This window comes from Variovorax sp. GW821-FHT09D05 (assembly GCF_059416325.1).
Map to the genome: position 1 here is coordinate 402212 of NZ_JBWKOZ010000005.1, position 12647 is coordinate 414858.

General features: G+C 65.4%; 13 protein-coding genes. 2 read left to right on the top strand and 11 right to left on the bottom strand.

Annotated elements, in window-relative coordinates; translation table 11 throughout:
* Positions 1–26 precede the first annotated feature (26 nt).
* From AC07O3_RS16180 to AC07O3_RS16190, 3 genes are all read right to left on the bottom strand, one after another.
* Complete coding sequence (locus AC07O3_RS16180; RefSeq protein ID WP_495339792.1) at positions 27–971, bottom strand: alkaline phosphatase D family protein; 945 nt, start codon at positions 969–971, stop codon at positions 27–29.
* A gap of 117 nt (positions 972–1088) precedes the next feature.
* The gene (locus AC07O3_RS16185) at positions 1089–1490 is read right to left on the bottom strand and encodes a phage holin family protein (protein WP_093058600.1); all 402 of its coding nucleotides are present in this window, start codon (positions 1488–1490) and stop codon (positions 1089–1091) included.
* On the bottom strand, positions 1484–1882 hold the full coding sequence (locus tag AC07O3_RS16190; RefSeq protein WP_495339793.1) for a VOC family protein: 399 nt from the start codon (positions 1880–1882) through the stop codon (positions 1484–1486). Before AC07O3_RS16190 ends, AC07O3_RS16185 begins: the two co-directional genes overlap by 7 nt.
* Positions 1883–1983: 101 nt before the next feature.
* On the opposite strand from AC07O3_RS16190, the gene shkS reads away from it, so the two are divergent.
* A complete protein-coding gene (gene shkS / locus AC07O3_RS16195) occupies positions 1984–3399 on the top strand; it encodes a surface-behavior sensor histidine kinase ShkS (RefSeq protein ID WP_093058602.1) in 1416 nt (471 codons plus the stop codon).
* A 148-nt stretch (positions 3400–3547) separates the two neighbouring features.
* Here shkS and AC07O3_RS16200 read toward each other — a convergent pair whose 3' ends face one another.
* From AC07O3_RS16200 to AC07O3_RS16235, 8 genes are all read right to left on the bottom strand, one after another.
* Complete coding sequence (locus AC07O3_RS16200; RefSeq protein WP_093058637.1) at positions 3548–4150, bottom strand: LuxR C-terminal-related transcriptional regulator; 603 nt, start codon at positions 4148–4150, stop codon at positions 3548–3550.
* A gap of 74 nt (positions 4151–4224) precedes the next feature.
* On the bottom strand, positions 4225–5556 hold the full coding sequence (locus tag AC07O3_RS16205) for a tryptophan--tRNA ligase (protein WP_093178133.1): 1332 nt from the start codon (positions 5554–5556) through the stop codon (positions 4225–4227).
* Positions 5557–5572: 16 nt separating this feature from the next.
* Positions 5573–6244 carry a site-2 protease family protein gene (locus tag AC07O3_RS16210; protein ID WP_495339794.1) on the bottom strand — a complete coding sequence of 224 codons (672 nt, stop codon included), beginning with the start codon at positions 6242–6244 and terminating at the stop codon, positions 5573–5575.
* Positions 6245–6285: 41 nt separating this feature from the next.
* Positions 6286–6921: an L-threonylcarbamoyladenylate synthase gene (locus tag AC07O3_RS16215; RefSeq protein WP_093058605.1), complete on the bottom strand. Its 636-nt coding sequence runs from the start codon at positions 6919–6921 to the stop codon at positions 6286–6288.
* Between the two features lie 15 nt (positions 6922–6936).
* Complete coding sequence (locus AC07O3_RS16220; RefSeq protein WP_435467331.1) at positions 6937–7914, bottom strand: DMT family transporter; 978 nt, start codon at positions 7912–7914, stop codon at positions 6937–6939.
* The gene (locus AC07O3_RS16225; RefSeq protein WP_093058607.1) at positions 7911–8768 is read right to left on the bottom strand and encodes a 3',5'-nucleoside bisphosphate phosphatase; all 858 of its coding nucleotides are present in this window, start codon (positions 8766–8768) and stop codon (positions 7911–7913) included. Before AC07O3_RS16225 ends, AC07O3_RS16220 begins: the two co-directional genes overlap by 4 nt.
* 97 nt (positions 8769–8865) lie before the next feature.
* The gene (locus AC07O3_RS16230; protein ID WP_495339795.1) at positions 8866–9918 is read right to left on the bottom strand and encodes a transporter; all 1053 of its coding nucleotides are present in this window, start codon (positions 9916–9918) and stop codon (positions 8866–8868) included.
* A gap of 9 nt (positions 9919–9927) precedes the next feature.
* On the bottom strand, positions 9928–11559 hold the full coding sequence (locus AC07O3_RS16235) for an inorganic phosphate transporter (RefSeq protein WP_495339796.1): 1632 nt from the start codon (positions 11557–11559) through the stop codon (positions 9928–9930).
* Between the two features lie 145 nt (positions 11560–11704).
* Here AC07O3_RS16235 and ppk2 point away from each other — a divergent pair, with 145 nt between their 5' ends.
* Positions 11705–12631: a polyphosphate kinase 2 gene (gene ppk2, locus AC07O3_RS16240; RefSeq protein ID WP_093058610.1), complete on the top strand. Its 927-nt coding sequence runs from the start codon at positions 11705–11707 to the stop codon at positions 12629–12631.
* Positions 12632–12647: the final 16 nt, after the last annotated feature.

A 12647-nucleotide genomic window follows, 5' to 3' on the forward strand; every position in this document is an offset into this window, starting at 1 on the left:
GGTGCCGAGAGGCACCCCAGGTGCCTTCACCGGATCTCCTTGTGCACGAAGGTGGCGTTGTCGATGACGTTGTGCCTTCCGAGCCCGCGCTTGTCGAACAGCTTGATGTCGGTGCTCGCTGGCGAGTATTCGAGGATGCCGAAGTTCTCGCGCTCGCCGGTGTAGTAGTACTTGGTGACGAAGGCGCCCGAGGAGACGACCTCGAACATCTTCGTCTCGCCGGCCGGCGGCAGGAACGCGTTCTCGTGGATGTCGCCGGTCAGGAAGATCACGTTGCGCTTGTAGATGATCTCGCGGAACTTCGCGTAGTCGTCGCGGTAGCGCATCCAGCCGTTGCCGGTTGCGCGGATCGGCATGCCGGCGCAGATCAGCACGTAGCCTTGCTCGTTGGCCAGCTCCTGCTTGAGGTAGTCGAGCTGCTTCTGCCCGAGCAGCGGGCTCGCGTCGCCGGGGTCTTTGCTGTACCAGCGGGTGTCGAGAAAAATCGCCTTGCCGATGCGCTGCTGCTGGTGCATCAGGGGCACCGAGTAATAGATGCCGTCGATCTTGGGGTCGAGGTGCGCGGGGTTGCGCAGCTGCTCGATCTCCATGTATTTGGTGAACAGCCGGCGGGTCTCCTGCTTCACCGGCGCCTTGACGTCCGAGCCGCGCGCGTTGTTCCAGGCGAAGTCGTGGTCGTCCCAGGTGCCGTACACGCCGCCGCCGTTGTCCTGCCGCTGGCGCAGCGCGGTTCGCAGCGCCTTGAAATTCGGCACGTTCCATTGCGCTTCGTACTTTCCCTGCATCACGTCGGCGAACTTGGCGGCGTCCCACTTGGACGGTTCGCCCAGGTCGGGAAAGAAATCCATGTAGATCTGGTCGCCCAGCAGGAACAGGTAGTCCGGCTGCTCCTGCGCGATGCGGTCCCAGACGTGCTGGTAGCCGTCGGGGCCGGACTTGAAGTTCATGCACGACGTGAAGGCGATCTTCATGGGGGCTCCTCATTCACCGGTCTGTATGCCGGGTGAGGCGGATCATAGGCAGCCCTTGCGCGTTGTCTCTCCGCAAAACATGGGATGGCGCCGTGTGCTCAGGCGTGCGCGCTCAGTTCAGAGCCAGTTGCCGCTCTGCGGCATCTGCACCTTCTCGGCCGGGTCGTCGCTCGTCACGAACGAGCCGATGGCGATGCTCAGCAGCGAGATGAAGATGCTCGCGAACAGCGCGGTCCAGAAGCCCGACACCTTGAAGCCTTTCACCAGCGCCGCCACCAGCAGGATCATCAGCGCGTTGATGACCAGCAGGAACAGCCCGAAGGTCACCAGCGTCAGCGGCAGCGTGAGCACGATCAGCAGCGGCTTGACGACGGCGTTGGCCAGGCCCAGCAGCAGCGCGGAGACCACCAGCGCGCCGGTGCTGTCGAACTTGAGTCCGCGAAACAGGTGGCTGGCCACCCACAGCGAGATGGCGGTGATGGCCCAGTGGATGAGGAAGGGAGTCAGGTTGTTCAGCATGGGTTTGGTGTGTGGCAGCAGACGCAGAGTTTGTTTCCGTCCGGATCGCGGAAGTAGGCGCCATAGTAGTCCGGGTGGTAGTGCGGCCTGAGGCCGGGCGGGCCTTCGCACACGCCGCCGTGCGCGAGGGCGGTGGCATGGGCGCGGTCCACCGTGGCCCGGTCGGCGGCCATCAGCGCCACCATCTGTCCGTTGCCGGGCGAGGCGGCCTGGTCGTCGTACGGGGTACCCACCAGGAAGAGCGGGCGGGGCGCATCAGGGCTTTGCCAGCCGGCCCAGGGCTTGCCGTCGTCGCGAAACCTCAGCTTGAGGCAGAGCTCGCCCATGAGTGCCGAATAGAAAGAAAAGGCGCGCTCGAAGTCGTTCACGCCGATGTAGACATGGGAAAGCATGCGAGTGAATTCTTCCTGGTTAGCGTTTGAATTGTTGAACGCTGTTTTCGATTGTTACCCTAGGAAACAATGGCGAGGACGCCGTTAAGATCGCCGCTCTTATGGCCAACGCGTCTATCGCCAGCATGACCCCCGCCCCGGCTTCGGCCGACGAGGCCGAATCGTGGGTGCGCGGCGAACTCATCCGCAGCCTGATGCGCTCCGCGCGGGGCTCGTATTTTGTCTCGGCCGCGCTGATGCCCGCGATGGTCGGCCTGAACTGGGCCTATGTGCCCCGCTGGGAGCTGCTCACGTGGCTCGTAGCCGGCCTCATCGCCACCGCGTGCCGCGCATGGGGCGCGCGGGTCTATGCGGTGCGCTATGCGGGGCGCAGCGCGGCGGCGCAGCAGCAGTTCACCGAGCGCTACGGCTTCGTCTGGAGCACCAGCGCGGTGGTGTGGGGCTTGTCGGTGCTGCTGTTCTTCGAGCGCACGCCGCAGGTCAACCAGTTCATGAGCTGGCTCATCGTGGCCGGTGTGGGCACCTTCCCGCTCAACGGGCTGGCGCTGCATCCGCCGCTGCTCAAGCGCTACGTCAACACGCTGTTCATCACGATGCTGGGCGCGGTGGTGATACGCCTGGCGTCGATCGCGCTGCACCATCCGCAGTTCCAGTACGGCTACCTGATGCCGATCCTGCCGATCCTGCACTGGTTCCTGCTGCTGCGGGCGGGGCGGCACATTCACGAGACGGCGCGCAACAGCCTGGAGCTGCTGTTCCACAACCACATCCTGATCAAGTCGCTGACCCAGCAGCGTCAGGCAGCGGTGTCGGCCGTGGCCATGAAGAATCGCTTCCTGGCCAGCGCCGCGCACGACATGCGCCAGCCGGTGCTGGCACTTTCGTTGTACGCCGACTGGCTGCGCAACGAGCCGGAACTGGTGCTGGAGCTCGCACCGAAGATCGTGCGCGCCACGCATGCGGTGAATGCGCTGTTCGACTCGATGTTCGACCTGGCGCGCATCGACTCGGGCCAGGTGCGCCTGCACGTCGAGCGGGTCGACGTGCCCGAGCTGCTGCACGACCTCGAACTGCAGTACCGCCCGGTGGCAGAGAGCCGCGGCCTCGACTTCCGCGTGCACGTGTGCGAGGGCTCGTTCCTGACCGACCCCATCCGCGTGCGCCGCATGATCGGCAACCTGCTGGCCAACGCCATCAAGTACACGGCCGAAGGCGGCGTGCTGCTGGCGGCGCGGCAGACACGCGACGGCCTGCGCGTGGAAGTGTGGGACACCGGCATCGGCATCGCGCCCGAGCACTTGCGCGACGTGTTCCTGGAGTTCTACAAGGTGGCGGACCATGCCGGCACCTCTGATGGCTTTGGCCTGGGCCTTGCCATCGTCGCGCGGCTGTCGCACGTGCTGGGCCATCCCGTCAGCGTACGTTCGCGCCTGGGCAGCGGCAGCGTGTTCCGCGTGGCGCTGCACGACGCCGACGAAGCGGTAGCGCAAGCCCGCGTGAGCGCCTCGGGCGGCTGAGAGCCCTCATAAAAAAACCGCGCTCATGCGCGGTTTTTTAAATTCCAGAAACACCGAGGAGCCGGCTTTGCCGGGCCTCAGGTGTTGCCCCCTGCAAGGGGGGAGGCGAAGCGACACGAAGTGCGCGAAGCCTGGGGGTTAGCCAGAGTTATCCCGACAGCAAACCGTTGGTGCGCGCGTAGTGCAGAGCTTGGGTACGGCTCTTCACGCCGAGCCTGCGGAACAGGCGCCACAGGTGCACCTTCACCGTGTGCTCGCTGATCTCCAGGTCGGTGGCGATGTCGCGGTTGCTCATGCCCTTGTCGAGCATGGCGATCAGCTGCGTCTGCCGCTTCGACAGCTTGCCGCTGTTGGCGGCTGGCATCTCGTCGGCTTCATCTTCCGAGCCTGCCATCAGCAGGCCGCGCAAGGCAGCCGCCAGCTCGTTGGAACTGGCCGACTTCTCGATATAGGTGTCTGCGCCGGCTTCGATGCAGGCGTCCTCCATGTCCGCGGAAGGTGCTGCCGAATACACGGCAATGGGCACGTTCGGATAGACCTGCTTGACCGCGATCACGCCCGACACGCCATTGGTGTCCGGGAGCTTCAGGTCCAGGCAGAAGAGGGTGGGCGCACCACGCTGCTGCACCGAGCTCGCGAGCTTGTCGAGGCGCTCGAGCTCGACGATGTTCTCGGCCGGACGCAATCGCCGCAAGACCATCACGATCGCGTCGCGCATCAGGGGGTGGTCGTCGATGACATAAATGCTCATGTTTTCTTCCTTTGTGATCGCACCGTCTTCTCTCTTCCTGCTCATCGGCGGATAAGCCGATGGGCTTTGCCGGATCAACTCCCGCTCGTTGTGGGTGTTGCCTCCGTCAGGGCCTCCAGCGCCTCGGTGACGGCGCGTGTTCCTTCTGTGTCGATGGGTTCCAGCTGGCTGGCCAGCGTGGTCAATGCTTCGCCGCGCTGCGCCTGCAAGACCGCGATGGTACGGCCCGCTTCCTGCGGTGACGTGAATCCACGGCTTTGCAGCAGGGTTTCGCCGCGCGCATCCAACAGCTTGAAATAGAAAAGCCCGTCCGCCTTTTCGCGGTACTGCTTGAAACTTGGCTTCGCGACCTTGGCAGCCTTGGCTGCGCCCTTGTCCTTGCCGGCCGCGAGATTGCGCAGGCCGACCGCGTGGCGCAGGCTGGCCATGAACGGCTTCGACAGGGCCTGCGCTTTCTCGGCGCCGATGAGCAGGATGCGCTCGATCTCTGCCGGGTCGTTCATCAGCGCGTCGTAGCGCGCGCGCAGCGGCGCCACTTCATGGTCGATGCGCTCGAACAGCAACTGCTTGGCATCACCCCAACTAATGCCATTGGCGTACTCCTTGCGCAGCGACTCGGTTTCTTCGGCGCTGGCAAAGGCCTGGTAGATCTGGAACAGGGCCGAGCCCTCGGTGTCCTTGGGCTCGCCGGGCGCGCGCGAGTCGGTCACGATGCTGGAGATCTGCTTTTGCAGCTGCGCGCGCGGTGCGAACAGCGGGATCGTGTTGCCGTAGCTCTTGCTCATCTTGCGGCCGTCGAGGCCGGGCAGGGTGGCCACGGCGTCGTCGATCTCGGCCTCGGGCAGCGTGAAGTGATCGCCGTACAGGTGGTTGAAGCGCTGCGCCATGTCGCGCGCCATCTCGATGTGCTGCACCTGGTCGCGGCCCACGGGCACCTTGTGGGCGTTGAACATCAGGATGTCGGCGCCCATGAGCACCGGATACATGAAGAGGCCGGCCGTCACGTCGGCATCGGGGTCCTCGCCCTTGGCCACGTTCTTGTCGAGCTGTGCCTTGTATGCATGCGCGCGGTTGAGCACGCCCTTGCCGGTGACGCAGGTGAGGAACCAGGTCAGCTCGGGGATCTCGACGATGTCCGACTGGCGGTAGAAGGTGACGCGCTCGGGGTCGAGCCCGCAGGCCAGCCAGCTGGCGGCGATCTCGAGCGTGGAGCGCTGGATGAGTGCCGGCTCCTGCACCTTGATGAGCGCGTGGTAGTCGGCCAGGAAGAAGAAGCTCTGCACACCGGGTGCGACGCTTTGCCGCACCGAATGGCGGATCGAACCGACGTAGTTGCCGAGGTGAGGCGTACCCGACGGCGTGATGCCGGTCAGGACGCGCAGGGGAGCTTGAGGAGACGGAGCCATGGGACGAAGAAGGAACTTAGCGCAGCAAAGCCACGAGCGGAATGAGGAACGTGTTGATGATGGCGTAGCCCGCAGCCATCAGCGGCTGCAGCCAGAGCTTGCCGAGGACTCCGGCCAGCACCAGCGCCATCACGATGAAGAAGCCGTAGGGCTCGATGCGCGCAAGAAAGTTCGGCACCGGTCCGTTCGGCAGCAACCCGACGAGGATGCGGCCGCCATCGAGCGGTGGCAAGGGGAACAGGTTGAAGGCCCACATCACGAGGTTGACCAGCACGCCACCCTGCGCCATCTGTACGAAGAAAGGTTCGTCGATGCCCGCAGCGCGTAGCAGGACGAAGATGATGGCCCATATGAGTGCCATCGCGAAGTTCGCGGCCGGCGCTGACAGCGACACCCAGAGCAGATCCCGCTTCGGATTGCGCAGGTTGCTCGGATCGAACGGAATCGGCTTGGCATAGCCGAACAGCAACGCACCTGAGGTCGCAAAGTACAGCACCAGCGGGATCAGCAGCGTGCCGATGGGATCGATGTGCTTGATCGGGTTGAGTGTGAGCCGGCCCATCATGGCTGCCGTCTGATCGCCGAAGTGGCTTGCCACGCGGCCCCGGACCACGGCGGGCACCGTAATGGCGAACAGCACCGGCAGCGCCAGGATCAGGACGGTTTGAATCTGACTTGAAATATCCACTGGGCGATTGTGTCAGACGGGAGTGGTTCTCAGCCCCGATTTCAGAGGCCGAGCACAGCCAATGCGCCGCGTCCCTGGCGCACCACGACCGGCTCGTCGCCAGTGCCCATGGGCGTGAGGTCGACCACCGTGGTCGGCTGCGACGGGCAGGCACCTGCGTCGATGACGCCGGCGATCTGCTTCTCGAAGCGCTCGCGGATGATCTGCGCGTCGTTCAGCGCCTCGGTCTCGCCCGGTGCGATCAGCGTGGTGGCCAGCAGCGGTGCACCGTGCAGCGACAGCAGCTCCAGCAGCACCTTGTGATCAGGCACGCGCAGGCCGATGGTCTTGCGCTGCGGATGGCTCACGCGGCGCGGTACTTCCTTGGTGGCTTCGAGCAGGAATGTGTAGGGGCCGGGCGTGGCCGCCTTCAGCAGGCGGTATTGCTTGTTGTCGACGCGCGCGTAGTTGGCCAGCTCGCTCAGGTCGCGGCACAGCAGCGTGAGGTGGTGCTTCTCGTCGACCTGGCGGATGCGGCGCAACTGGTCGACCGCGTCCTTGTCGTCGAGATGGCAGGCCAGCGCATAGCTGGAGTCGGTGGGCACCGCAATGATCTCGCCGCGCTCGAGCAGCGTGACGGCCTGCTTCAGCAGCCGCTGCTGCGGGTTCTCGGGGTGGACTTCGAAGTACTGGGCCATGAAAAAAACTCCGGATCAGGATTCGGCGGGCTCGATAGGCACGCGGCGCTCGCGCACCGTGAGCCACGCACCGGCCGCACCGCAGACCGCGATCATCGCCATGCCGATGAGCGAGTAACGGTCGGGCAGTTGGGAAAAGATGAGCCAGCCGCCGAGCATGGCAAAAGCGATCTGGGCATAGAGATAAGGCGTGAGCGTGGATGCCGGCGCGCGCTGGTAGGCCAGGATCAGGATGAAGTGACCCACCGTGCCCATGAAGCCCATCAGGCACAGCAGCGCCCACCAATGCCACGAGTCCAGCTCGGTCCAAACGAAGGGCACTGCGAGCGATGCAATCAGCGCGCCGACCCAGCCGGTATAGAAATGCATCGTGAGCGGGTTCTCGGTCTGCGCGAGCTTGCTCGTGAGCACCTGGAACCACGCATTGGTCAGCACCAGCCCGATCGGCAGCAGGATGGCCCAGCTGAAGGCCTCGCCGCCCGGCCGCAGGATGACCAGCGTGCCGATGAAGCCACCCGCCACCAGCACCCAGCGCAGCGGCGACACATATTCCTTGAGCGTGGTGGCGGCCAGCAGCGTGATCACCAGCGGCGCAATCAGCACGATCGACGTGAACTCGGCCAGCGGCATGTAGCGCAGGCTGAGGAAGGCCAGCGTGCTCGACACCAGCAGCAGCGCACCGCGCAGCAACTGGTAGCGCGGGTGCCGCGTGCGCAGCAGCGCCGTGCCATGCAGCGGCAGGAGCACGGCCGTGGTGGCCACGGCCTGGAATGCGTAGCGGAACCACACGCCCATGAGGATGGGCACGCCCGCGGTGGATGCTTTGGTTGCGGTGTCGAGCGTGGCGAAGCAGGCCACGGCCACCAGCACAAGGCCGATACCAGCGAGGATGCGGCCCGATTCGGTGTCGCGCGTCTTTTGCGCCGCGAGGCGCGCATTCGCCAGCGCAACGGTTGCCGCGTTGTCGATGCCGGTCCCGGGGTTCTGGCTCACTGCTGGATGCGGTCGCCGAGCAGTTCCCACACAGGAGTGAGCGCGCCAGGCAACGGCGGCAGCTTGCCGAGATCGCAATGACTCTCGTCGGGGCTGTGGAAATCGCTGCCGCGCGAGGCGGCGAAATCGAATTCGAGCGCCTTGTCGGCGTACTCGACATATTCGGCCGGCGTGTGGCTGCCGGTGACGACCTCGATCGCCTTGCCGCCATGCGCCTTGAATTCGAGGAACAGCGCGTATTCCTCGTTGGCCGTGAACTTGTAGCGGCCAGGGTGAGCGATCACGGCCATGCCCTTGGCTGCGGTGATCCAGTGCACGGCGTCCTTCAGCGAGGCCCAGCGGTGCGGCACGTAGCCGGGCTTGCCTTCGGTGAGGAACTTGCGGAACACCTCGGGCGTGTCGCGGCAGTGGCCCTGCTCGACGAGAAAGCGTGCGAAGTGCGTGCGTGAAATGAGTTCGGGGTTGCCGACGAACCTGAGCGCGCCTTCGTATGCACCGTGGATGCCGACCTTGGCCAGACCTTCGGACATTTCCTGCGCGCGCTTGCCGCGGCCGCCGCGTGTGTCGTAGAGGCCTTGCGACATCGCTGCGTCGTTGGCATCGAAACCCAGGCCGACGATGTGCACCGTTTCGCCCGCGAAGGTTACCGAGATCTCGGTGCCGGTGAGGTAGCGCATGCCGTTTGCACGCGCTGCTGCTGCTGCGCGGTGTTGGCCGCCGACCTCGTCGTGGTCGGTGAGGGCCCAGAGCTCGACCCCGTTGGCAGCCGCGCGCGCGGCCAGTTCTTCGGGCGTCAGTGTGCCGTCGGAGACCACGGAGTGGCAGTGAAGATCGGCATTGAGAATGGAGGACACCCTCGCATTCTATGGGGTCTGGAACATCGATGCGGGCGCATGGATGCTGCGCAAGTTGCTATTAAATAAATAGCATTACTGTGCCGCTGCATGCGGCTCAGCGCTTCTTGCGAAAAGCCGCCCAGGCCGCCACCGCAGTGAAGCTTGCGACGATTGCCACCACGATCCAGAAGCCGTGCTTGTGGTCGGCCAGCGGAATGCCGCCGACGTTCATGCCGAACAGGCCGGCCAGGATGTTGATCGGCAGCGCCAGCACCGTGACTACCGTCAGCACGAACAGGCTGCGGTTGTTGTCCTCGTTCACGTTGGCGGCTATTTCTTCTTGCAGCAGCTTGATGCGCTCCTGCAGTGCCTGCATGTCGCGCAGCACCACCGAGAACTCCTCGGTCGAGCCGCGCAGCGCCTGCGCGTCGTGCTCGGCCATCCAGGCGGGAGGCCCTTGCAGCAGGCGGAACAGCGCGGCAGGCTCGGGCGCGAGCAGTCGCTGCAGCCGCACCAGCAGCCGCCGCAGCACGCCCAGCCGAGCGCGCTTGTGGTCGAGGCGGCCGGCCAGCAGTTCGTCTTCGATGCGGTCGATGCGCGAGGTGACGCCGCGCACGATCTTCACGAGCACGTCGGCCTGCGCGCGCAGCAGGTGTTCGAGCAGCTCGGTGCTCGAACGCGGCGCGTCCCCCGCCTTCACGGCCGTGCGCAGCGTGTCGACCGAGCGCAGCGGCTTGGTGCGCGCCGTGACCACGAGGCGCGGGCCCACGCTGATCCACAGCGTGGAGATGTCGGAGGGCTCGAAGCTGAATTCGAAGTGCACGTCGTTGATGACGGCGATCAGCGAATCGTCGGCGCGTTCGATGCGCGTGGAGGGCAGGCCTTCGTGCAGCGTCTCGTAGAAGGTGTCCGGGAGGTTCGCGTGCCGCACCAGCCAGCGCTCGGCATGCGCATGGCTCAGGTTGAAGTGCAGCCAGACGTAGGACGGGTTCTCTTCGCCGCTGCCTTCATCGCCTTTGTCGCGTTGTTCGACCAGCCATGCCGCCGCCTGCGCGGAGTCGATGACCCGCGCGGGCTCGGGTGCGGAGGCGTCGAACAGGTAGCCGGAGATCAGTCCGGCTTCGTCGCCTCCGTAAGACTGGGAGGCGAGGTCATGGAATGCCGACAAGATGCGTGATCAGAAAATGCGGGTGAACAACCAGTAGAGCGACCCCGACAGCAGCATCGCCACCGGCAGCGTCAGCACCCAGGCCAGCGCGAGGTTGCGCAGCGTGGACATCTGCAGGCCCGAGCCGCTGGCCGTCATGGTGCCGGCCACGCCGGACGACAGCACGTGCGTGGTCGACACAGGCAGCCCATACATGTCTGCTGCGCCGATGGTGATCATCGCCACCACTTCGGCCGAGGCTCCCTGCGCGTAGCTCAGGTGCGTCTTGCCGATCTTCTCGCCCACGGTGACCACGATGCGCTTCCAGCCGATCATCGTGCCCAGGCCCAGTGCGATGGCCACCGCGACCTTGACCCACAGCGGGATGAAGCGCGTGGCGCTGTCCAGTTCCTGGCGGAACGTATTGACGCGCAGTTTTGTCTCGTCGTCGAACTTGGCCGCGCCGCTCTTGTCGAGGTGGCGGATGGCTTCGGAGGCCAGGTACATGTCATTGCGAACGTTGGCGACGGCATCCGCGGGAACGCCGGCCAGTGAGCCGTGCTCGCGCACCTGCTGTCCGATGCTGCCGGCGGTCACTGCCAGCGCGGGCACCACCGAAGGACTGAACTCGCGGGTGCGCACATAGGTGGAGAGCGTGTCGCGCGCCGCGGCGGGCTCCAGCGCGGGCAGCGAGGTCGGCACGCTGCGGTTCAGTGCGTTCTGCGCCATCTCGGCCACGGCCGCGAACTTCACGGTCTCGTTGGCGGGCATCGCGCGGTTCAGCGCGTAGGCCATAGGCACCGTGCCCACGAGGATCAGCATGATCAGCCCCATGCCCTTCTGACCGTCGTTGGAACCATGCGCGAACGACACGCCCGTGCAGGTCAGGATCAGCAGGCCGCGGATCCACCATGGCGGCGGCTCGCTGCCCTTGGGTTCTTCATACAGTGCGCGGTTCTTCACGAAGGCTCGCAGCGCCAGCAGCAGCAGCGCGGCGCAGCCGAAGCCGACCATCGGCGACAGCAGCAGCGAGTAGCCCACCTTGGTGGCCTGCGCCCAGTCGACGCCGCTGGTGCCGTCGCGGCCGTGCATCAGCGCATTGGCCACGCCCACGCCGATGATCGAGCCGATCAGCGTGTGCGACGAAGAAGCCGGTAGCCCCAGCCACCACGTGCCCAAGTTCCAGATGATGGCGGCGATCAGCAGCGCGAACACCATCGCGAAGCCTGCGCCCGAACCCACCTGAAGAATGAGCTCCACCGGCAGCAGCGCGATGATGCCGAAGGCCACCGCGCCGCTGGACACCAGCACGCCCAGGAAGTTGAAGAAGCCCGACCACACCACAGCGAAGTTGGGCGGCAGCGAATGGGTATAGATGACGGTCGCCACGGCGTTGGCCGTGTCATGGAAGCCGTTGACGAACTCGAAGCCCAGCGCAATCAGCAGCGCCACGCCAAGAAGCATGTAAGGCACCCAGGTGGTGACGGGCGCCCCGGAGGACGTCACGTCGCCCACCAGGCTCCAGGCCGTGAAGAGCAGGCCGGCGGCCAGCAGCCCCACGAAGGTGATCAGCGTGAGCGGACCGGGCTTGGAGTCGAGCTTGGGCCGTTGCGCGGCGGGCGCGGACGGCAACTCGGCATGCGGGGCTGCAAGCGTGTTCATGGGCGTTTCTGGGTGTTGGAATAGCTGCAGATGGTGTTCGCGGTGTGTGACAACTCCGTGTCAACGGGCCCAAAACCGTCACGCAGCCGTCATATACGGCGAGCAGCATGCTTTTTCCTGCCCCTTTCACTCTTTCCGCCCCACCATGCCGACCAGCGCACTTCCCGACCACGAAGACCTGATGCAACGCATCGCCCGCGACCTGATCGACAGCTACGACGAAGAGCTCGAGCTGGAGATCGAAGACCGCAACATCGACGGCCTCGACCCCGCCTCGGCAACGCCGACCTCCGCCGACAAGGCCGCCCGCCAGGCCTACTTCAAGGAGCTGTTCCGCCTGCAGGGCGAGCTCGTCAAGCTGCAGGACTGGGTGCAGCACAGCAAGCAGAAAGTCGTCATCCTGTTCGAAGGCCGCGACGCGGCGGGCAAGGGCGGCGTCATCAAGCGCATCACACAGCGCCTGAACCCGCGCGTGGCCCGCGTGGCCGCGCTGCCGGCGCCCAACGACCGCGAACGCACGCAGTGGTACTTCCAGCGCTATGCCGCGCACTTGCCGGCAGCGGGCGAAATGGTGCTGTTCGACCGCAGCTGGTACAACCGCGCCGGCGTCGAGCGCGTGATGGGCTTCTGCACCGACGAAGAGTACGAAGAGTTCTTCCGCACCGTGCCCGAGTTCGAGAAGATGCTCGTGCGCTCGGGCATCAAGCTCATCAAATACTGGTTCTCCATCACCGACGACGAGCAGCACATGCGCTTCCTCGGCCGCATCCACGATCCGCTCAAGCAGTGGAAGCTCAGCCCGATGGACCTCGAAAGCCGCCGCCGCTGGGAGGAATACACCAAGGCGAAGGAAATCATGCTGGAGCGCACCCACATCCCCGAGGCGCCGTGGTGGGTGGTGCAGGCAGTCGACAAGAAGAAGGCGCGGCTGAACTGCATCAGCCATCTGCTGGGCCAGATGCCGTACCAGGAAGTGGCGCATCCGCCGGTCGAGCTGCCCGCGCGCGTGCGGCACGACGACTATCTGCGCCAGCCTGTTCCGGCCAACATGATCGTTCCGGAAATCTACTGATGTGTGCCGGGGCGGT